This is a genomic window from Veillonella sp. T14073-2, assembly GCF_002959875.1.
GTDB classification, from domain to species: domain Bacteria; phylum Bacillota; class Negativicutes; order Veillonellales; family Veillonellaceae; genus Veillonella; species Veillonella infantium.
In genome coordinates this window covers 467,106-489,508 of record NZ_PPDC01000006.1, presented here as the reverse complement: position 1 = coordinate 489,508, position 22,403 = coordinate 467,106, and the positions used below count along the sequence as shown (strand labels likewise).

Annotated in this window: 15 protein-coding genes; 14 read left to right on the top strand and 1 reads right to left on the bottom strand. The window is 39.0% G+C overall.

Going from position 1 to position 22,403, the window contains the following annotated elements:
- The 6 genes from pheT (at position 1) to VCHSUH04_RS05740 (ending at position 12,080) form a co-directional block, all read left to right on the top strand.
- Complete coding sequence (gene pheT, locus VCHSUH04_RS05765; protein WP_105085726.1) at positions 1–2,445, top strand: phenylalanine--tRNA ligase subunit beta; 2,445 nt, start codon at positions 1–3, stop codon at positions 2,443–2,445.
- A gap of 88 nt (positions 2,446–2,533) precedes the next feature.
- Entirely contained in the window at positions 2,534–4,957 is a 2,424-nt protein-coding gene (locus tag VCHSUH04_RS05760; RefSeq protein ID WP_105085725.1) for a DUF3656 domain-containing protein, read from the top strand.
- Positions 4,911–7,349: an endonuclease MutS2 gene (locus VCHSUH04_RS05755; RefSeq protein ID WP_233188288.1), complete on the top strand. Its 2,439-nt coding sequence runs from the start codon at positions 4,911–4,913 to the stop codon at positions 7,347–7,349. The genes VCHSUH04_RS05760 and VCHSUH04_RS05755 overlap by 47 nt, the downstream gene beginning before the upstream one ends.
- A gap of 271 nt (positions 7,350–7,620) precedes the next feature.
- On the top strand, positions 7,621–8,274 hold the full coding sequence (locus VCHSUH04_RS05750) for a peptidase U32 family protein (protein ID WP_233188290.1): 654 nt from the start codon (positions 7,621–7,623) through the stop codon (positions 8,272–8,274).
- Positions 8,228–10,666 carry an endonuclease MutS2 gene (locus VCHSUH04_RS05745; protein ID WP_233188288.1) on the top strand — a complete coding sequence of 813 codons (2,439 nt, stop codon included), beginning with the start codon at positions 8,228–8,230 and terminating at the stop codon, positions 10,664–10,666. Before VCHSUH04_RS05750 ends, VCHSUH04_RS05745 begins: the two co-directional genes overlap by 47 nt.
- 301 nt (positions 10,667–10,967) lie before the next feature.
- Complete coding sequence (locus VCHSUH04_RS05740; protein ID WP_105085724.1) at positions 10,968–12,080, top strand: IS256-like element ISVat1 family transposase; 1,113 nt, start codon at positions 10,968–10,970, stop codon at positions 12,078–12,080.
- 115 nt (positions 12,081–12,195) lie between these two features.
- Here VCHSUH04_RS05740 and VCHSUH04_RS05735 read toward each other — a convergent pair whose 3' ends face one another.
- Positions 12,196–14,286, bottom strand: coding sequence for a transglycosylase domain-containing protein (locus tag VCHSUH04_RS05735; protein WP_105085723.1), 2,091 nt, complete (start codon positions 14,284–14,286; stop codon positions 12,196–12,198).
- Positions 14,287–14,448: 162 nt separating this feature from the next.
- Between VCHSUH04_RS05735 and tyrS the strand changes: the two genes are divergently transcribed.
- The 8 genes from tyrS (at position 14,449) to VCHSUH04_RS05695 (ending at position 22,324) form a co-directional block, all read left to right on the top strand.
- On the top strand, positions 14,449–15,657 hold the full coding sequence (tyrS, locus tag VCHSUH04_RS05730; RefSeq protein WP_105085722.1) for a tyrosine--tRNA ligase: 1,209 nt from the start codon (positions 14,449–14,451) through the stop codon (positions 15,655–15,657).
- A gap of 242 nt (positions 15,658–15,899) precedes the next feature.
- Positions 15,900–16,517, top strand: a complete 618-nt coding sequence (locus VCHSUH04_RS05725; RefSeq protein ID WP_105085721.1) for a CoA pyrophosphatase — start codon at positions 15,900–15,902, stop codon at positions 16,515–16,517.
- Positions 16,514–16,756 (top strand): Zn-dependent protease with chaperone function, encoded by a 243-nt coding sequence (locus VCHSUH04_RS05720; RefSeq protein WP_105085720.1) that lies wholly within the window; start codon positions 16,514–16,516, stop codon positions 16,754–16,756. Before VCHSUH04_RS05725 ends, VCHSUH04_RS05720 begins: the two co-directional genes overlap by 4 nt.
- A 2-nt stretch (positions 16,757–16,758) precedes the next feature.
- Positions 16,759–17,205: a hypothetical protein gene (locus tag VCHSUH04_RS10220; protein WP_158251476.1), complete on the top strand. Its 447-nt coding sequence runs from the start codon at positions 16,759–16,761 to the stop codon at positions 17,203–17,205.
- 191 nt (positions 17,206–17,396) lie between these two features.
- Positions 17,397–19,778: a phosphoenolpyruvate synthase gene (gene ppsA, locus VCHSUH04_RS05710; protein ID WP_105085719.1), complete on the top strand. Its 2,382-nt coding sequence runs from the start codon at positions 17,397–17,399 to the stop codon at positions 19,776–19,778.
- 98 nt (positions 19,779–19,876) lie between these two features.
- Complete coding sequence (locus VCHSUH04_RS05705) at positions 19,877–20,506, top strand: helix-turn-helix transcriptional regulator (RefSeq protein WP_233188286.1); 630 nt, start codon at positions 19,877–19,879, stop codon at positions 20,504–20,506.
- Positions 20,507–20,516: 10 nt separating this feature from the next.
- On the top strand, positions 20,517–21,338 hold the full coding sequence (locus tag VCHSUH04_RS05700; protein ID WP_105085717.1) for a pyruvate, water dikinase regulatory protein: 822 nt from the start codon (positions 20,517–20,519) through the stop codon (positions 21,336–21,338).
- Positions 21,335–22,324, top strand: a complete 990-nt coding sequence (locus tag VCHSUH04_RS05695) for a deoxyguanosinetriphosphate triphosphohydrolase (protein ID WP_105085716.1) — start codon at positions 21,335–21,337, stop codon at positions 22,322–22,324. Before VCHSUH04_RS05700 ends, VCHSUH04_RS05695 begins: the two co-directional genes overlap by 4 nt.
- The last annotated feature ends 79 nt before the right edge of the window (positions 22,325–22,403 follow it).

Genomic DNA, 22,403 nt, shown 5'->3' with positions numbered 1-22,403 from the left:
ATGAAAGCAAGTTTACAGTGGATGAACGAATACGTGCCTGTGGATATGAATCGTCCTGCTCAAGAATTGGCCGATGAATTAACACAAGCAGGGATTCCTGTAGAAGATGTCATTGCTATGGATAATGGCATTAAGAAAATTTATACTGGTAAAATCGTAGAAATTACGAAACATCCAGATGCAGATAAATTACAAGTATGTCAAGTTGAATGCCTTACTGAAGAAGGTGAGCCTGTTACAAAACAAATCGTAACAGCAGCCACAAATGTAGCGGTAGGTCAAATCGTACCTGTAGCTTACCATAAATCTCGCTTAGCTGATGGAACAGAAATTAAAAAAGGTAAATTGCGCGGCGAGGTATCTGAAGGTATGTTCTGTTCTGTTGCAGAATTCGGTATCTCTAGCGATTTAGTATTGCCAGAAGAAGCACAAGGTATTTATATCTTTCCTGAAGGCACACCAATCGGCCTTGATGTAAAAGATGTATTAGGATTAAATGACACAGTATATGAATTTGAATTGACTGCAAACCGTGCAGACTGCTTCTCCATGGTTGGGTTATCCCGTGAATTCGGTATAATGACAAATCAAAAAGCTTTATTCCCTGTTATCATGGTTAACGAAAATGGTGAGTCCATTGAAGGCAAAGCATCTGTATCTATCGAAGCGGATGATCTTTGCACACGATTCATGTCTCGTATCGTTACAGATGTAAAGGTTGAACCATCTCCATTGTGGATGCAAAATCGTTTGCGTAACAGTGGCATTCGTCCTATTAATAATGTTGTAGACGTAACAAACTATGTTATGTTAGAACTTGGTCAACCTATGCATGCCTATGACTATGACCATGTAAAAGGTCATCAATTAGTGGCAAGACGTGCTAAAAATGGTGAAGTTCTTGTTACACTTGATGGTTCTGAACGGGAATTGAATGATTCCATGCTTATCATTGCCGATGCAGAACGTCCTGTAGGCGTAGCTGGTATTATGGGCGGTTTTGATAGCGAAGTAACAAATGAAACTACTACAGTTATGCTTGAAGCTGCTGTGTTTAATGGGCCATCCATTCGCCGCACTGCAAAAGCGCTTGGTATGCGTTCTGAAGCATCTGGACGTTTTGAACGTGGCGTAAACCATAAATACACTGCCTATGCTATCGACAGAGCAGCACAGTTGTTGCAACAAATTTGCCCATCCTGTAAAGTTGACGTAGGCATTATCGATGTGTACAAGAACCCTGTAGAGCAACATACAGTTACTTTCACAGCAAAACAAATCAACGATTACTTGGGTACAAATATCGAAAAAGACGAAATGGTTCGCATATTGACTGCTCTTGAATTTGTTGTAACTGAAGATGGAGACCAATTATCTGCCCTCGTTCCAACATGGCGCGGTGACGTAACAGTAATGCCTGATATCGCTGAAGAGGTAGCTCGTATTTATAACTACGATAATATTGCTCCTACAATTCCTGTAGCCGTATTGTCCTCTGGTGGTATGACGCCTAAGAAAGCTCTTACGAAAGAGGTAACACACGGGTTAGCTAAATTGGGTATGACTCAAATTATTACATTTAGCTTTATGCATAAAGATGGCCTTTCCAATATGATGCTTCCTGAAGGGGATAGCCGTTATACAGCCATTCCAATTTTGAATCCTATTTCCGAAGAATTCCCTTATATGCGTACTACATTGGTGCCAGCTGTTATCGAAGCTGCCAAACGCAATATTGCGCAACAAAATAAGGATCTTTGGTTGTTTGAAACAGCGAATGTATATGAACCAAAAGCATTGCCTTTAACAGAGGTACCTCATGAACGCCCTATGGCTTGTGGTATCTTGATGGGCAAAGCAAACCAAGCTGGCTGGAATCAAGCAGAACGCACTACAGATTTCTATGATGTAAAAGGTATCGTAGATGCGTTGTTGGCTGAACTTGGCGTTACAGGCTATGAAATCAACCGTGGTGCTGAACCATACTTCCATCCAGGCGTAAGTGCTCAATACGTTGTAGATGGCAAAATGATTGCTCAATACGGTGAACTACATCCACAAGTGAGCAAAAACTTTGACTTGCCTGGCAAAGTATATATGTTTGAAATCGATTTGGAAGCAGTATTATCCTTAACGATTCCAGCATTCCGCTATACATCTTTTAGTAAATTCCCAGGTACTAGCCGTGACCTTGCTATCGTAGCACCTGTGTCCGTATCTAGTGGTGAAATTTTATCCATCATTAAAGAGCATGGTGGTGAATATTTAGAAAGTGCATCTATTTTTGACGTTTACGAAGGTGAACATATCGAAGCTGGTTACCGCAGTCTTGCATACAACTTGCAATTCCGTTCTATGGAAGGCACGTTGAATGATGAAGATATTGATGGTAACATTCAAGCTATTATCGATGCATTAGCAGAAATTAACTGTAGATTACGTTAATCTTAAGCAGTATATTGAAAGGGTTTACCATATGGTAAACCCTTTTAGTACTATAGTTATACCTTTAGTTAGGTAGAAAGGATTATCCATGGAATTATTGGCTCCTGCCGGTACGATGGAAAACTTTATAGCCGCTTTAGAATCTGGGGCTGATGCTATTTATCTTGGCGGTAAAGGCTTTAATGCTCGTGCTCATGCAGCAAACTTTGGCATTGAAGAATTGGCTGAGGCTATTCGATTGGCCCACATTCTAGATGTGTCTGTATATGTAACAGTAAACATCCTTATAGGTGACTCTGAACTAACGGCTCTCGAGGCGTATTTAAAAGATTTAGAGCGCATCGGTGTGGATGCTATTATCGTTCAAGATTTAGCGGTTGCTAAATTGGCACAACGAGTGGCTCCGAAATTGCATTTACATGGTAGTACGCAGATGACGGCTGCTACATTAGATGCTGTTCGTTTTTATGAAAGCCTTGGCTTCACTCGCGTTGTGTTAGCTCGTGAATTGAGTCTTGCAGAAATCGAACATATTTGTAAAAATTGTACAGCTGAAATCGAAGTCTTTGTACATGGTGCCTTATGTGTGTGTTATTCTGGTCAATGCTTGATGAGTTCCTTTATCGGTGGTCGCAGTGGCAACCGTGGTGCTTGCGCACAACCTTGCCGCTTGCCTTATGAGCTATTGGATTCATCTGGCACTAGCTTGTTGCCAAAACACGAAGCCTATCTATTAAGTCCGAAGGATCTTAACTATAGTGAACATATGAATGAGCTTGTGGCGGCCGGTGTTACATCCTTTAAGGTAGAAGGACGTATGAAAAAGGTTTCCTATGTGCGTCAAGTCATTGGGACCTATCGTCATATTTTAGATACGGCTCACATGGATTCTGCTGATGCCGATGCATTGGCATCAGGGTTTAATCGTGGCTTCTCTACAGATTACTTAACAGACCATGTAGGAAAATCTATGATGACTGTTGTAGCTCCAAATAATCAAGGCAAATTAATTGGTAAAGCAGAGGTCAAAAAGGGACAAGTTCATTTATTCCTAACAGAACCGATTGAAAAAGGATCACTTTTAAAGGTAATGCAAGCTTCTGGTAGTATTGCGTATTATCAAATTGATCAAAATTGGTCCTTAATGGATGAAAAGCATTTTGTAGGCAAACCTGATGAAGGGTTTGCAGCGGGACAAGTATTTTTAGCATCTACGCCAAAATCTCAAAAACAACGAGGCTTACAAGATTTCAGTGCTAAATTAGAGGTACATGGTTATCTTTCTATTAATACAGACCGAGAACAACCTTGCACAGACCTTACCTTTGTATTGAATGATGGGCGTACTGTGACTGTATCTAATGATTTTGAACCGGTTTTTGCTAACAATAAACCGACTACATTAGAGAAGGTTACAGACCAAGTAGGTAGATTAGGCAATACATTGTTTACGCTTGGCTCTATGTCTATTCCTGACGGGCCTTATATGTGGCCAGCTAGTGTGTTAAATGCATTGCGCCGAGATGCTGTAGAAGCGCTAGAAAACGTATTGATTACAGACCATGAAACGGCTTGGGCTGAGCTGGCTGTAGAGCCTCAAGATATGTCATCTATAGTTGCCAAGGGTAAGGTTCAATATTCTGAGCCTATGGTGAGTGCTCGCGTTGATGAACTAGAGGCTGTGAAAGCAGCTATTGAAGGGGGCGCTAAGAAGATTATCTTCGGTGGTGACCGTTTACAACGTAAGCCTTATGAACTTAGCATCTACGAGCAGGTAGCCAAGCTTTGTAAAGTCCATAATGTGCTTTGTGTATTCGCTACGCCTCGGGTTGTGAAAGATGATGAAGTTGAGGCGTATATGAATACCCTTAAGGCCATAGTTGAGGCAAAACCAGATAGCATTTCTATTCACGTTCCACAAGCGTTATTGTGGCTTCGTGACTTAGGGTATACAGGTGCTATTGAAGCCGATACAGGTCTTAACATATTTAATGGCTCTTCCTTACAAGTATGGGAGGACTTACATATGAGTAGCATAGCACCATCCTTAGAGTTAACATTAACGCAACTCGTAAGCTTACAAAAATCTACTCATTTGCCATTAGAGGTTATGGTTCATGGTTATACGGAAATGATGATTTCTGAATACTGTGCCATCGCTAGCTTTGTAGGGACTGGTAAAAAAGAAAATTGCCCTATGCCGTGTGTAAAGGAAGATTACGCATTAAAGGACCGTAAAGGGGAAGTGTTCCCATTGCGTACCGATCCTTATTGCCGTATGCACATCATGAATAGTCATGAAATGGACATGCGTGCCTACGTGCCAGAGTTACATCGAAAAGGGCTACATATTTTGCGTATTGATGGACGTCATATGGATCCAAAGAGATTGCGTACTATCGTAGCAGATTATGTATCCATTCAAAATGGAACGCAAGAGGCTCCGCCTAAGAGTGTAGGCAAAGATGATACGCCTATTACAAGGGGCCACTATTTTAGAGGTATTTTATAAAAGAGGTAGTACATTGTTTAACGAAGATGTATTAGACTTTCACCATATAAAAGAACAATTACAACAACATTGTAGTTCTACCATTGCTAAAGAATTAGCCATGCACATCGAACCTATGACAGATGCAAAAGCCATTCAAGAGAACCTTGATGAAACGGCAGAAGCCATGCGTTCTTTGCAAACTGAGGTAGAACAACCGTTAGGGGGAACTCGTGATATTCGTGAGTCCTGTAAGAAGAGTCGTAAAGACTTTGTCCTTACTCGTGAAGCATTGTGGGATATTTACTTAACCATTGGTGCTTATAAGCGAATGACTAAGTTCTTTAGAACGAAATATATGGAATATCCGTTGCTATCCTTATGGGTACAGGATATGCCGAATACAGATCGCATTGAAAACCGTTTTAAGCGGGTCTTTGATGAAAAAGGGGAATTGCTAGATACTGCATCTCCTAAGTTGGCGAGCCTTAGAAATACGATTATCAAAACTCGTGAAAAGATTAAAAATGATATTCAAGCTATCTTACACGACAAAGATAATCAGAAGTATTTCCAAGAAACGATCATTACGCAGCGTAATAATCGCTATGTAATCCCTGTAAAACAGGAATATCGCCAATATTTTGATGGTCTTATTCACGACCGTTCTGCAACGGGTCAAACACTCTATATTGAACCGATGCGCTTGGTGAATCTAAATAATGAATTACAAGAGGCTTTGATTGGTGAAGAGCAAGAGGTATTGCGCATTTACCGTGAATTATCTGCCCTTGTTAAACAGCATAGTAATGATTTGATGGATGCTTGTGAAAAGGTATCCCATATCGAATTTGTATATGGTAAGGCGAGCCTTGCTATTTCCTATAAGGGTGTACCAGCTATCTTGAGTACTGATAGAACAGTTAATCTCATGAGAGCTCGTCACCCATTAATTCCACCGAATGTGGTAGTGCCTACGAATATTGTATTAGGCACATCATATCGCATCCTATTAATTACTGGTTCTAACACAGGTGGTAAAACAGTATCCCTTAAAACATTAGGGTTATTGAGTTTAATGAACCAATGTGGTCTGTTTATCCCTACTGATCACGGTTCAATGTTGCCAGTATTCCAGAATATCTTTGCCGACATTGGGGATGAACAAAGTATTGAGGCTAGCCTTAGTACGTTCTCTGCTCATATGACACAAGTGATTTCCATCATTAAACATTGTGGCCCCAATGACTTGGTATTACTAGATGAGCTTGGTTCTGGTACTGATCCAGAGGAAGGTAGTGCTTTAGCAGTATCTATCCTTGAATTCTTCCGTAAAAAGGGCGCTCTTATGATGGTAAGTACTCATTATAATGAGCTTAAAAATTATGCGTACCATACGGAAGGTATTGAAAATGGCCATGTTGAGTTTGATGAGCGCACCTTAAAACCAACATATCGACTTCATATCGGTGTAGCCGGTAGTAGCCATGCATTGAGCATTGCTGCCCGTCTAGGCTTGCCAAAAGATATTGTAACTCGTGCGGCAGAATATAAATCTCAATTTGGTAGCCATGAGATGGAAGAGGTTCTTTCAGATTTAAATGAACAACTTCGTAAGGCATCTGAGCGTGAAAGAGCATTAAAGAAAGAGCTTGATGAAACACGTCGTATGCGTGGCCAATTAGAGAAGGAGAAGAAACAGTTTAACGAAAAGCGTAAACAAATCTTAGCCAAAGCTCAAGCTGATGCAGAATCTATGAAACGTAGCTTACGCGTCGAAGGGGAAGCGATAATCAAGCAATTAAAATCGCAATTCTCTGAAACAAATAAGGATAAGCGTCAATCTGCTATTAATGCAGCACGTAAGGGTATCTCTAATGTACATATACCAGAATCTCCAGTAGATGATGATCGTAAATCTTTGACTGCAGATGCTATTAAGGTAGGCCAAGCAGTATATGTTACATCTTTACGCTCATTAGGTACCGTATTAGCTATCAATGGTAATCGTGTGAATGTAGATATTAATGGACTAACAGCTACTGTAAAGGTTAGCGAATTACAATCTACTACACGTGAAGAAGGAAATAAGCTTGCACGGGAACAAAAGGCAGCTATGCCTAAGACTAGAAAACGTATGGGTGGCTCTGCCGTACAACGCCAAAAAGAGGTTCGTACTGAAATCAATATTCTTGGACAAACGGTAGATGAAGCGACAGTTTCTGTTGGTAGATTTATTGACCAAGCTTTACTTGGTGGTGTTAATCAAGTGCGCATTATTCACGGTAAGGGGACTGGTGCATTACGAGAAGGTGTACATCAATACTTGCGTACCTTACCGCATGTAGCTCATTTTGAAACGGCAGGCTATGACGAAGGTGGTGCCGGGGCTACCAATGTAGTTCTGAAATAAAGCTACTCAATAGTGATATATTTATATATAATCTAGTAAATTATTATCGTATATCAAATTGTTTATGGGGTATAGCCATATACATATATATAAATAGAAAAGGTGGCTTATAGGACAAAAAGTGTGTGTAAAAACCCTTATAACACTAGATATTTACTAGTGTTATAAGGGTTTAATCTTTGAGCAGGTAGCCAAGCTTTGTAAAGTCCATAATGTGCTTTGTGTATTCGCTACGCCTCGGGTTGTGAAAGATGATGAAGTTGAGGCGTATATGAATACCCTTAAGGCCATAGTTGAGGCAAAACCAGATAGCATTTCTATTCACGTTCCACAAGCGTTATTGTGGCTTCGTGACTTAGGGTATACAGGTGCTATTGAAGCCGATACAGGTCTTAACATATTTAATGGCTCTTCCTTACAAGTATGGGAGGACTTACATATGAGTAGCATAGCACCATCCTTAGAGTTAACATTAACGCAACTCGTAAGCTTACAAAAATCTACTCATTTGCCATTAGAGGTTATGGTTCATGGTTATACGGAAATGATGATTTCTGAATACTGTGCCATCGCTAGCTTTGTAGGGACTGGTAAAAAAGAAAATTGCCCTATGCCGTGTGTAAAGGAAGATTACGCATTAAAGGACCGTAAAGGGGAAGTGTTCCCATTGCGTACCGATCCTTATTGCCGTATGCACATCATGAATAGTCATGAAATGGACATGCGTGCCTACGTGCCAGAGTTACATCGAAAAGGGCTACATATTTTGCGTATTGATGGACGTCATATGGATCCAAAGAGATTGCGTACTATCGTAGCAGATTATGTATCCATTCAAAATGGAACGCAAGAGGCTCCGCCTAAGAGTGTAGGCAAAGATGATACGCCTATTACAAGGGGCCACTATTTTAGAGGTATTTTATAAAAGAGGTAGTACATTGTTTAACGAAGATGTATTAGACTTTCACCATATAAAAGAACAATTACAACAACATTGTAGTTCTACCATTGCTAAAGAATTAGCCATGCACATCGAACCTATGACAGATGCAAAAGCCATTCAAGAGAACCTTGATGAAACGGCAGAAGCCATGCGTTCTTTGCAAACTGAGGTAGAACAACCGTTAGGGGGAACTCGTGATATTCGTGAGTCCTGTAAGAAGAGTCGTAAAGACTTTGTCCTTACTCGTGAAGCATTGTGGGATATTTACTTAACCATTGGTGCTTATAAGCGAATGACTAAGTTCTTTAGAACGAAATATATGGAATATCCGTTGCTATCCTTATGGGTACAGGATATGCCGAATACAGATCGCATTGAAAACCGTTTTAAGCGGGTCTTTGATGAAAAAGGGGAATTGCTAGATACTGCATCTCCTAAGTTGGCGAGCCTTAGAAATACGATTATCAAAACTCGTGAAAAGATTAAAAATGATATTCAAGCTATCTTACACGACAAAGATAATCAGAAGTATTTCCAAGAAACGATCATTACGCAGCGTAATAATCGCTATGTAATCCCTGTAAAACAGGAATATCGCCAATATTTTGATGGTCTTATTCACGACCGTTCTGCAACGGGTCAAACACTCTATATTGAACCGATGCGCTTGGTGAATCTAAATAATGAATTACAAGAGGCTTTGATTGGTGAAGAGCAAGAGGTATTGCGCATTTACCGTGAATTATCTGCCCTTGTTAAACAGCATAGTAATGATTTGATGGATGCTTGTGAAAAGGTATCCCATATCGAATTTGTATATGGTAAGGCGAGCCTTGCTATTTCCTATAAGGGTGTACCAGCTATCTTGAGTACTGATAGAACAGTTAATCTCATGAGAGCTCGTCACCCATTAATTCCACCGAATGTGGTAGTGCCTACGAATATTGTATTAGGCACATCATATCGCATCCTATTAATTACTGGTTCTAACACAGGTGGTAAAACAGTATCCCTTAAAACATTAGGGTTATTGAGTTTAATGAACCAATGTGGTCTGTTTATCCCTACTGATCACGGTTCAATGTTGCCAGTATTCCAGAATATCTTTGCCGACATTGGGGATGAACAAAGTATTGAGGCTAGCCTTAGTACGTTCTCTGCTCATATGACACAAGTGATTTCCATCATTAAACATTGTGGCCCCAATGACTTGGTATTACTAGATGAGCTTGGTTCTGGTACTGATCCAGAGGAAGGTAGTGCTTTAGCAGTATCTATCCTTGAATTCTTCCGTAAAAAGGGCGCTCTTATGATGGTAAGTACTCATTATAATGAGCTTAAAAATTATGCGTACCATACGGAAGGTATTGAAAATGGCCATGTTGAGTTTGATGAGCGCACCTTAAAACCAACATATCGACTTCATATCGGTGTAGCCGGTAGTAGCCATGCATTGAGCATTGCTGCCCGTCTAGGCTTGCCAAAAGATATTGTAACTCGTGCGGCAGAATATAAATCTCAATTTGGTAGCCATGAGATGGAAGAGGTTCTTTCAGATTTAAATGAACAACTTCGTAAGGCATCTGAGCGTGAAAGAGCATTAAAGAAAGAGCTTGATGAAACACGTCGTATGCGTGGCCAATTAGAGAAGGAGAAGAAACAGTTTAACGAAAAGCGTAAACAAATCTTAGCCAAAGCTCAAGCTGATGCAGAATCTATGAAACGTAGCTTACGCGTCGAAGGGGAAGCGATAATCAAGCAATTAAAATCGCAATTCTCTGAAACAAATAAGGATAAGCGTCAATCTGCTATTAATGCAGCACGTAAGGGTATCTCTAATGTACATATACCAGAATCTCCAGTAGATGATGATCGTAAATCTTTGACTGCAGATGCTATTAAGGTAGGCCAAGCAGTATATGTTACATCTTTACGCTCATTAGGTACCGTATTAGCTATCAATGGTAATCGTGTGAATGTAGATATTAATGGACTAACAGCTACTGTAAAGGTTAGCGAATTACAATCTACTACACGTGAAGAAGGAAATAAGCTTGCACGGGAACAAAAGGCAGCTATGCCTAAGACTAGAAAACGTATGGGTGGCTCTGCCGTACAACGCCAAAAAGAGGTTCGTACTGAAATCAATATTCTTGGACAAACGGTAGATGAAGCGACAGTTTCTGTTGGTAGATTTATTGACCAAGCTTTACTTGGTGGTGTTAATCAAGTGCGCATTATTCACGGTAAGGGGACTGGTGCATTACGAGAAGGTGTACATCAATACTTGCGTACCTTACCGCATGTAGCTCATTTTGAAACGGCAGGCTATGACGAAGGTGGTGCCGGGGCTACCAATGTAGTTCTGAAATAAAGCTACTCAATAGTGATATATTTATATATAATCTAGTAAATTATTATCGTATATCAAATTGTTTATGGGGTATAGCCATATACATATATATAAATAGAAAAGGTGGCTTATAGGACAAAAAGTGTGTGTAAAAACCCTTATAACACTAGATATTTACTAGTGTTATAAGGGTTTAATCTTTTTCTGGAGAAGTTTGAGGGTGGACAAAAAGTGTGGGTGAAAACATCAATTAACCCTTGTAATTACTGACTAAAATGATGTTATATCTTCCTATATATAAACAAATATGGAGGAAGAGTTTATGCGACAAATAAAATGTCCTGATTGTAATGAAAAATGTATTAAACATGGTGTTTTAAAATCTGGTTCTCAGCGTTGGTTTTGCAAACATTGTAAGGTGGCATTTACCGTTAAAATTAATAATTTAAGTAAAGAGTTAAACCTATTCTTGAATTGGTTATTTAGTACCGATATTCAAGCTGATATGCCTGGTAAAGGTCGTACATTTAGGCGTAAAACCGTTAAATTTTGGTCCATATGGCCATTGCCACCAAAAGTGGAAGAAGTACATGATGTGGTATATCTTGATGGAATTTACTTATCTAGGAATTTATGTGTGTTGATTTGTTGCAATGATACTCATGTTCTAGGATGGTATGTCTGCCGTTATGAGCATGCTAGAGCTTGGCAGTGCTTAATGGAACGGATTGTTGAACCTAAAGTCGTTGTGTCTGATGGTGCTAATGGTTTACCTAAAGCATTACGAAAAGTTTGGCCTCATAGTAGCCACCAAAGATGCCTATTTCATATTTTTTGTCAGGTTAGACGATATACGACAAGTAGACCTAAAACGTTAGCTGGGAAGGACCTTTATAGTCTTGCCAAAGCTTTATTTAATGTGAAAACAATGGATCAAGCCTTTATATGGATTAATGAGCTTTCAGCGTGGCGCATGACATATTCTGATTTTTTACGAGAAATGACGATTGATGAATTTGGAAACAAACGCTCTACACATGAGCGTTTGCTTAAAGCTGAATCATCATTATGGCGCCTGATTAGGCAACAAACTTTATTTACATTTTTGGAATGCATTGATATTACAGTACCTACAACAAATAATCGTATTGAAGGTGGAGTAAATGCTCAACTAAGAAGCATGTTACGGGCTCATAGGGGTCTTTCACTTGAAAGAAGACTAAAAGCGGTCTATTGGTGGTGCTATATGCACTCACCAAGACCGCTTTCTATTTCAGATATATTAAATTGTATGCCTACAGATGAATCGATTGCTGCTATCTACAAACGGTTATCTGATTATTGCCAAATAGATCGTTCAATCCCTCAATGGGGTGATGCTCCTGTTTGGAATGAGCTACATATGTCTACAGATTTTCCAACTTATTGGGATTAGTCACACACACTTTTTGTCCTATAACCCGAAAAGGTAGTAAGTTCATAGAACTTACTACCTTTTTTTCGTAAAAGAAAGGAGCGGAACACATGTTCCACTCCTTTAGCGTATGAGATTAACGATCTTTTTTACTAGACTTTTTACTTTTCGATGAATTAGATTTTGATTCAGTTGCATCATCTTTTGAGCCACTGTCATCTTTTACAGCTTCATCTTTTGACTTGTCTTTATCATCTTTTTTATCTGCTTTTTCGTCCTTAGCAGCTTCTTTTTTAGGCTGTGCTTTTACAGGATTATAATAACCTTCAGAAACAGCTGATTGAGCACTAGCAGGGACGGAGAAGTCAGATGCAGGGGTATTGGCAAGAGCATTTGCCATGAATTGGCCCCACATAATAGCAGGTGTGTCACCACCGGTGATGCCTCGTAATGTTTCCGAGCCATAGTCATCACCAATCCAAACGGCAGCTACTAAATCAGGCGTGTAACCAACGAACCAAGCATCCTTGGAATCATCTGTTGTACCAGTTTTACCTGCTGCAGGACGACCGATTGCGGCATTACCACCAGTACCGCCATTTATAACGGATTCTAGCATATTTGTAATGATTGCTGCATCTTTTTCGTCTACAACGCGTTTTTCTTGAATGGAGTTTTCTTCCACAACTTGACCATTGCGGTCTACAATTTTAACGATTGCTGTAGGTTGAACTTTGATACCGCCATTAGCGAGAACGCCGTAAGCTTGTACCATTTCAAGAGGGGTAACACCATGTGTTAAACCACCAAGTGCTGTAGACAAGTTGTAATCTTGATCAGTTAGAGTAGAGATACCCATTTCTTTAGCAAGTTTAATAATCTTAGACATGCCTACTTCATCTGCAATTTTTACGGCAGCTACGTTACGAGAATGTTGTAATGCATAGCGATATGTAATATTACCTACGAAGTCATTTTCATAGTTTTTAGGGCTCCAGTTACCAAATGTAACAGGGCTATCATCTACGATAGAACCAGGAGTTTTACCAGATTGAATAGCTGCTAAATATACAAATGGCTTCATAGCGGAACCTGGTTGACGTTCTGCTTGTGTAGCACGGTTAAATGCATCATCACCGCGACCACCAACCATAGCCATAATGTAACCATTATGAGGGTTCATAGCTACGATAGCACCTTGTGGTTGATGTAAACCATTGCTATCAGTGTAGTAGTTAGGCAAGTTTTGCATTGCTGCTACAGCTGCATTTTGTGCATCCATATCAAGAGTAGTATAAATTTTTAAACCGTCTTTATAGATTGCATCGTCACCATATTTTTCAGAAACTTGTGCAATAACATAGTTAATGAAGTAAGACGCATTAGATTTTTCATGCGTTTGTTCTTGTTTTGCTACTAAGCCTAAATCTGCTTGACGCGCTTGATCGGCTTGCTCTTGTGTAATGTAACCGTATTTAACCATTTGGCCTAAAACTACGGCTTGACGTTTTTTACTAGCTTCCAAATCATTGAATGGAGAGTAGTAGTTAGGACTTTGTGGTAAGCCAGCTATGAGCGCTGCTTGGGCAAGCGTTAATTGGCTAGCATCCTTACCAAAGTACACATGAGCTGCAGATTGTACACCGTATGCACCTTGACCAAAGTAAATTTGGTTCATGTACATTTCTAGGATTTCATCCTTCGTGTAATGTTGTTCAATTTTTAGTGCTAGTAATGCTTCAGAAATTTTACGTTTAAATGTTCTGTCTTGAGATAAGAATGCATTACGCGCTAACTGTTGAGTGATAGTAGAACCACCTTCAGAAACGCCACTATGAACAAGGTTAACCCATACAGCACGCAAGATACCAACTGGATCGATACCGTGGTGGGAATAGAAGCGAGAGTCCTCAGTAGCAACAAAGGCATTTTGTAAATCTTTTGGTACGTCTTTTAAAGGTACTGGCAATCTGTTTTCTGTGGAATGAACCGTTGTGATGAGATTACCATGCACATCGTAAATTTGAGACGATGCGGAAGGACGTACATTGGATACATCTGGTAGGTTAGACAGTGTGGCACTGATAAAACCACAGCCACCTCCGGCTACGATGAGTATAAGGAGAAGGGCACAAATCCAAAATAGACGCTTTGGACTTGTTTTCTTCGGTGTAGAGCTGCTACCGTTAGAACGGCGGCTGCTTCTCGCATTTGAGTTATTACCCATAGAGTCACCTCTTTTTTCTTTTGTTAGTAAATATAACGTAAATTCTATTACGCAGTTATAAATATTATATCATAAATGGCTTAAAACCAATACTATATATATAATTGTGAAAGTTTTTAGATAATGGTATACTAAAACAATAGTATTTCGAGGAGGATTATCATGGTTAGTGCTCAAGAACAAGTGCGCCAAATTAAACATGGCGTAGCAGATTTAATTAACGAACAAGATCTTGTAAAGAAAATAGAAAAATCCATTAAGGAAAATAAACCTTTAGTTGTAAAACTAGGTTTGGACCCAACAGCGCCAGATATTCATTTGGGCCATACTGTACCACTTCGTAAATTACGTTTGTTCCAAGAATTTGGTCATCAAGTAGTTATCGTTATTGGTGGTTTCACTGCACGTATTGGTGATCCTACTGGTAAAAGCGTTACTCGTCCACCACTTACAAAAGAAGAAGTATTGAAAAATGCTGAAACATATAAAACACAAATTTTCAAAGTGTTGGATCCTGAAAAAACTATCGTTCGCGACAACAGTGAATGGCTTGAATCCATGAACTTTGCTGATGTACTTCGCTTGGCAAGTTCTTACACTGTAGCGCGTATGATGGAACGTGATGATTTCAATAAACGTTTCAAAGAGGGTCGTGCAATTGGTGTTCATGAATTTATGTATCCATTGATGCAAGGTCATGATTCCGTTGCTTTGCATGCTGACGTTGAATTTGGTGGTACAGACCAGACTTTCAACTTGTTAATGGGTCGTCATTTACAAGAATTAGAAGGTCAAGAACCACAAGTTGTTATCACAATGCCATTGCTTGAAGGCCTTGATGGTGTTCAAAAAATGAGTAAATCTTTAGGTAACTACATCGGTATCGATGAAGAACCTAAAGAAATGTATGGTAAAGCAATGTCTATTCCTGATGAATTGATGATGCGCTACTTCATGCTCGTTACAGATATGCCAATTGAAGAACAAGAAGACATGGAAAAACGTCTTGAAAGTGGTGAGTTACATCCACGTGATGCTAAAATGCAATTAGCTCGTACCATTGTTCGTTTGTACCATGGTGAAGAAGCTGCTCTCGAAGCAGAAGAAGAATTCAAACGCGTATTCCAACAACGGGCGTTGCCTACAGATATTCCTGAATACGCTATGGATGCGCCAACAGAATCAATCTTTGTACCACAATTCTGTACAGATGCTGGTTTGACTGCCTCTAATGGTGAAGCACGTCGCTCTATTAAAGCAGGTGCTTTTAAAGTAAATGGTGAAAAATATAGCGATGAAAACCTTACTCTTGAAGATGGTATGATCGTTCAAGTAGGTAAACGTAAATTCGTAAAAATTAAATTTAACTAATATAAAACTGTGATGAGATAGAAATCTCATCACAGTTTTTTTCTGCCTATTTTGTTGTTAAGATTTTTCTTTATTGTATCTCTATTGTAGGTCTATTGTATCTCTATTGTATTTACTAATACTAACCCCAAAATTGATGTACAAGTTAATGTATAATGAAAGTATATAAACTATATATTTAGAACATCTAATATTAATATATATCGTATACATTTAATGATAACATGTAAGAGGACATATTTATGGATAAGACATTAACCACATTTTTAAAACAAAGAAAACATACTGTTCTCACTGATATCGATGTTATTACTGCGGCAGTAGCGGTTCCATTATTAGAAGTAGATAGGGAAGATCACGTAGTCTTTACAGTGCGTAGTAATAAATTACGCCGTCAGCCCGGAGAAATTAGCTTTCCTGGCGGTCATTGTGAGCCGGATGATAAAAGCGGTGCTCACGCTGCTATGCGTGAATGCTCTGAAGAATTAGGTATAGATTTAGACCAAATAGAACTACTTGGCAATTTAGACTGTTTGGTATCTGCTATCGGGGTAAAACTATATGCCGTTGCAGTGCGATTACATACAAGTGATTTAAAACCTAATCCTGATGAAGTGGGAGAAGTGTTTACCGTGCCTTTACAATATCTGTTAAATATGGAACCTACCGTAGGTCATCTAGATATAGCCACAAGACCATTAAAGGACTTTCCATTCCATCTATTAGAAGGCTATAACATCGATTGGAAAATTAGACAAAACTACTCCGTCTATTTCTATCCCTATGAACAATACACCATATGGGGACTAACGGGTCGAGTGCTGAAAAACTTTTTAGATATATGTAAGGAAGCTAAATGAAACCAGAATTTGTTCCATGGTTATGGATTATTTACGTGGTTTATGTTTTATATAAAAGATATAAAGAAAAGAGTCGTTTAGAAAACTATGAAATTATACTTGCCATATTAAGCTTAATAGCGGTCTGTGGTGGACATCTACTCATGATATACTACAATCTTAGTGAAACTGGAATATTTTTAGTTAACTTATTTTTTGTTTTGTTCATGATTTTAATGAAAGTAGTTTTTGGAGTGTAAAATTGGAAATATTAAATTGGCTTGGATTTGCTATGCTTCCTATAGGCGTAATAATATCAATACTATTGATTATATTTGGAACAATAAAAGAAGTTAAGTTTCTAAATCCTAGAGTTCCATTAGGGCGCTTACTATTTTTTTTCGGGAGTGGCTTTGCTTTTGTAATAGGTGTTATATCTTTAAAGTATGGTCATATTGCGTTATATACTAATACCATTAGTGAGGGATTAATATATAATATTCTTGGGTATTCATTTTGTATTTATGGTTTTACTTTCTTTTTTATGACAGGTATGAGACGAGCTTCTGATATCGGGATTCCATTTTGGGTATATCCTGTTTTTATAACATTAGCTTTATTAAGTAGATTCATAAACGAAGAAATTTCTGAGTTTCTTTTTTTAGGTATGTACATATTTTTATTACAGCCAGGTAGCAACAAGTATTAAGTAATACCTACACATTAAAAAATTATATTTTAAAAGATGATTGTCTATTATTAGGTAATCATCTTTTTTAGTTTCTATTCAGTTTAAATAGTATTTTAATGCTTATAAAAATTGACAGATTACAAATTAAGGTATACTATTTATGTGTAAAAGGTTTAATGTGTTGCACTAATTAACTAGGAGGTTCTCACATGAATCGCGAAACAGCATACGTACTTTGGTTTGATGAATTAAAACGTGAAGATGTTAATTTAGTAGGTGGTAAGTCTTCTTCTTTAGGGGAATTGACATCCTCTACTAATGTACCTGTACCTTATGGCTTTGCTACAACTGCTCATGGTTATCGTGAGTTTATGAAAGCTACAGGTTTGGAAGATAAAATCCGCGCTGAACTTGATGCGTTAGATGATGTAGAAAATTCTGCATTATTGCGTGAAGTATGTGCTAAAATTCGCCGCATGATTTGCGAAGAAGAAATGCCTAAAGAGTTGGCAGATGCTATCCGTCATGCTTATGAAGAACTTGGTAAAAAAGTAAACGAAGAAAATCCATTCGTAGCAGTTCGTTCTAGTGCAACAGCAGAAGATTTGCCAGATGCAAGCTTCGCAGGCCAACAAGATACATATTTAAATGTACGTGGTGCTGACGTTATCATCGAAAAAGTAAAAGAATGCTACGCATCTACTTTCACAGACCGTGCAACATACTACCGTGTAAAACAAGGTTTTGATCATATGACAGTAGCATTGAGTGCTGCTGTTCAAATGATGGTATTCTCTAAAGCAGCTGGTGTAATGTTCACTGTTGACCTCGTAACAGGCAACGATAACAACATCCTTATCGAAGGTTCTTGGGGCCTTGGTGAGTACGTTGTACAAGGTACAGTTACACCAGATAATTTCCATGTAGATAAAGCGAAAATGGAAATTACTGATCGCATGATTAATGACAAACATATCCGTTTAGTTCGTAAAGCTGATGGCGACTGTGTTGAAGAAGTTGTTCCAGCAGATGAAGCTAAACAACAAGTTATTACAGATGCTCAAGTATTGGAACTTGCTGAATATGCTAAAGCAATCGAAAAACATTATGGTTGCTACATGGATATGGAATGGGGCGTAGACGAACGCAATGATAAGATTTGGATTTTACAAGCTCGTCCAGAAACAGTTTGGTCCCGTAAGGAAAAGCCAAAAACAACTGAAAAACCTAGCACATTAGATGCAGGTAATCGTGATATTATCGTTAAAGGTTTGCCAGCATCCCCTGGTAATGCAGCAGGTAAAGCTCATGTTATCATCAACCCTGAGGATATTGATGAATTCAAAGAAGGCGAAATCCTTGTCACTGCTATGACTGCTCCTGACTGGGTACCAGCGATGAAAAAGGCAAAAGCAATCGTTACAGATGCTGGTGGTATGACTTGTCATGCGTCTATCGTTAGCCGCGAGCTTGGTATTCCTTGTATCGTAGGTACTAAGAGCCGTAGTCATGAAGCGACAACATCTATTAAAGATGGTCAAATGATTACTGTGGATGCTACAAATGGTATCGTATACGATGGCGTATTGGAAGATATCGTTAAAAAGCCAGAAGCACAAACTACTGCAGGTGTTGCTACTGAATATGTTCCTGTAACAGGTACTAAAATTTATATGAATTTAGGCAATCCTGATTTGGCTGAAAAACATGGTGTGTTGCCATGTGATGGCATTGGTCTCATGCGTGAAGAGTTTATTTGGACTACTTTCATTCACGAACATCCATTACACCTTATCGAAACTGGTCGCAGTGACTTTGCAGTAAATACATTGGCTGAAGGTATGCGTAAAGTGTGTCAAGCTTTAGCTCCTCGTCAAGTAGTAGTTCGTTTGAGCGACTTTAAATCTAGTGAATACCGCGACCTTAATGGTGGCGATAAATATGAACCACATGAATCCAGTGCATTACTTGGCTGGCGTGGTGCAGCCCGTTACTATGATCCAAAATATACACCTGCTTTCAAATTAGAATTAGAAGCAATCAAAAAAGTACGCAATGAATTTGGTTTCAAAAACTTGCAAGTTATGATTCCTTTCTGCCGTACTGTAGAGGAAGCTGAATTAGTAACTAATTTGATGGCTCAAGAAGGCCTTGTGCGCGGTAAAGATTTCAAAATCTGGCTCATGGCTGAAATTCCAGCAAATATTATCTTAGCTGATCAATTCAATAAATATGTAGATGGTTACTCTATCGGTTCTAATGATTTGACTATGCTTGTTCTCGGTTGTGACCGTGATAATGAAACAGTTCAACATATCTATGATGAACGCAATCTAGCAGTTCGCAGAGCGATTCGCCATCTCATTGAAGTGGCTCATAAAGATGGTAAAACTGTATCCATCTGTGGCCAAGCACCAAGTGTATACCCTGAACTTTGCGAATTCCTCGTGAAGAGCGGTATCGACTCCATTTCTGTTAACCCAGATGCTGTTGTGAGCACTAAGAAAATGGTGGCTCAAATCGAACAAAGAATTATGCTCGATGCTATGACTGGTCGTGGTCGTCAAGAAACTGATGACTTAACTTGGTAATCATATAGTGGTATTGAAAGAGGAGGCCAGTAGGTCTCCTCTTTTTCTGAATGGTAACTTAGGATATAATACAAACAGAGATGAAAGGGGGTTACCGTGTGAAACTGTCGAAACGACAAGAACAAATTGCTCAAATCGTTCGTGAAGAAGGGCCTGTAACGGGCAGCGCTATTGCTGAACATTTAGAGGTTACTAGATCTGCATTGCGTTCAGATTTATCGGTGTTAACTATGCTAGGTGTTTTAGATGCGCGTCCGAATGTAGGTTACTACTATGTGGGACTTTCAAAAGAAACACAAACGGCGGAGCGATTAAAATCATTTCTGGTAAGTGATGTATTATCTCAAGCCGTCGTAGTCAATGGGGATACAAGTTTGTATGACACGATTGTTACTATATTCACTGAGGATGTAGGGACTATTCTAGTGTGTGATGATTCCTATTTAGTAGGTGTAGTGTCTCGTAAGGACTTGTTGCGTGCCTCTATGGGGCAAACAGATTCGCACACCATGCCTATATCTATGATTATGACCCCTGTGAGCAAGGTTATAACTGTGGAGCCTACCGATACATTAGTAGAGGCTGCACAGAAGATGATAGAATATGAGGTGGATTGTTTACCTGTTGTCGTTCGCGAGGATGTGGAAAACAAGAAACGTTTAAAGGTTGTGGGCCGTGTATCTAAAACGACGGTAGCAAAAGTATTTTTAGAATGTAGCATACATTGAGGTTGATAGAATGGCAGAAAAAATTATTTATGCAATATCGGACTCCCTTGGGGAGACCGCAGAGGCTGTAGCAAGAGCTACGGCGAGTCAATATGATAAGGAACAAATTGAAATTGTGCGCATTCCTTATATTGATAGTGAAAGCCAAATTGATGAAATTATAGAAGATGCAAAACGTGGTAATCATGTTATTTGTCATACCATCGTATCTGAGACTTTACGTAAATATCTTCATGAAAAAGTGGCGGAATACAATATTCCTGCTGTAGATATTATGGGCCCAGTTCTCGCTGCTGTAGGTACTGTTGCATCCACAAAGCCTCGTATGACAGCAGGTATGGTTCATAAGCTTGACCAAGAATACTTCAAAAAGGTAGAAGCCATTGAATTTGCCGTAAAATATGACGATGGTAAAAATCCATCTGGCTTTGAAAAGGCAGACGTAGTTATTATTGGTGTATCTAGAACAAGTAAGACACCATTGTCTATGTTCTTGGCGTACAAAAAGATTAAAGCTGCCAATTTGCCATTAGTACCTGAGGTACCATTACCAGAGGAATTATTTAAAATTCCAGCAAAAAAAATCGTGGGTCTTATCATTGACCCATTCAAATTAAATAATATTCGTAGTGAACGTTTGCGTGCTATCGGTCTTGAAGACGAAGCAAATTATGCTTCTATTGAGCGTATTCAATCTGAATTAGAATATGCAAAAGCTATTATGCGTCGCTTACATTGCCAAGTGCTAGATGTTTCTAATAAATCTATCGAAGAAACAGCATCTCTAGTTATGCAATTGATCGATAAAAACCGTGCATCGGAGGGTAAATGAATATACGGGAACAAATAGAGGAGAGGGAGGCATTACTCCTCTCTCCTTATGCAGCTAAAAGCCGTGAGGCCATCCGTGATTTAGAGGAAGCACCCGATCCACTTAGAACTGCCTTTCAACGTGATCGAGACCGCATTATTCACAGTAAATGTTTTAGGCGGCTAAAGCATAAGACTCAGGTATATATTGCGCCAGGTGACCATTATCGTACGCGCATGACCCATACCCTTGAGGTAGGACAAATAGGTCGTACAGTGGCTCGTGCGTTGCGACTAAATGAAGATTTAGTAGAAGCTATCGCTATGGGTCATGATGTGGGACATACCCCATTTGGTCATGTAGGTGAATATGCGTTGCGTGATATGGTTGGTCACTTTAATCATAATGAGCAAAGCTTGCGTATGGTTGAAGTCTTAGAAAAGCATGGTGACAATCAAGGTCTTAATTTAACCACTGCTGTACGTGATGGCATCGTAGGTCATACAGGGGCACATATCCCTGCCACTTTGGAAGGTCAAATTATTCGTATTGTAGACCGCATTGCGTATTTGTGCCACGATTTTGATGATGCACAGCGCGCTGGTATGTTGACGGCTGAGGAATTACCTTTTGAAGTGCGTGAACACTTTGGAATGACTCCTTCTAGTATGATTACAGCCATGGTTGAAGATATGGTGCGAGAGTCTTTAGATAAACCTGTTATTTCTATGTCTAGTGATATAGAGATGACCATGAATCTATTCCGTCAATTTATGTTTAAAAATGTTTATTTGGCGCCGGCTTTAATTCCAGATCGAAATAAGGCATCTCATGTGGTGAAAAACTTATTTACTCACTTTATGGAACATCCTGACGATATGGAGGGTTGTGAAAGTATAAGAGAGTTTTATTCTACCCGTGATGTGGTGGATTATGTAGCAGGCTTAACAGATCAATATGCTATTAAGCTATTTAAACAGTATTATATTCCAAATATTACCTTGTAACTTTTAGTAATAGGTACATAGATAACAAAAAAAGCAGTTAGTTCAAATGAACTAACTGCTTTTTTTGGGGCTCTAGAAC

Bases quoted from the DNA above. Each gene is read 5' to 3' on its own strand.
- pheT (WP_105085726.1), top strand. From the start codon at position 1: ATGAAAGCAAGTTTACAGTGGATGAACGAATACGTGCCTGTGGATATG.
- VCHSUH04_RS05760 (WP_105085725.1), top strand. From the start codon at position 2,534: ATGGAATTATTGGCTCCTGCCGGTACGATGGAAAACTTTATAGCCGCT.
- VCHSUH04_RS05755 (WP_233188288.1), top strand. From the start codon at position 4,911: ATGATACGCCTATTACAAGGGGCCACTATTTTAGAGGTATTTTATAAA.
- VCHSUH04_RS05750 (WP_233188290.1), top strand. From the start codon at position 7,621: ATGAATACCCTTAAGGCCATAGTTGAGGCAAAACCAGATAGCATTTCT.
- VCHSUH04_RS05745 (WP_233188288.1), top strand. From the start codon at position 8,228: ATGATACGCCTATTACAAGGGGCCACTATTTTAGAGGTATTTTATAAA.
- VCHSUH04_RS05740 (WP_105085724.1), top strand. From the start codon at position 10,968: ATGCGACAAATAAAATGTCCTGATTGTAATGAAAAATGTATTAAACAT.
- VCHSUH04_RS05735 (WP_105085723.1), bottom strand. From the start codon at position 14,286: ATGGGTAATAACTCAAATGCGAGAAGCAGCCGCCGTTCTAACGGTAGC.
- tyrS (WP_105085722.1), top strand. From the start codon at position 14,449: ATGGTTAGTGCTCAAGAACAAGTGCGCCAAATTAAACATGGCGTAGCA.
- VCHSUH04_RS05725 (WP_105085721.1), top strand. From the start codon at position 15,900: ATGGATAAGACATTAACCACATTTTTAAAACAAAGAAAACATACTGTT.
- VCHSUH04_RS05720 (WP_105085720.1), top strand. From the start codon at position 16,514: ATGAAACCAGAATTTGTTCCATGGTTATGGATTATTTACGTGGTTTAT.
- ppsA (WP_105085719.1), top strand. From the start codon at position 17,397: ATGAATCGCGAAACAGCATACGTACTTTGGTTTGATGAATTAAAACGT.
- VCHSUH04_RS05700 (WP_105085717.1), top strand. From the start codon at position 20,517: ATGGCAGAAAAAATTATTTATGCAATATCGGACTCCCTTGGGGAGACC.
- VCHSUH04_RS05695 (WP_105085716.1), top strand. From the start codon at position 21,335: ATGAATATACGGGAACAAATAGAGGAGAGGGAGGCATTACTCCTCTCT.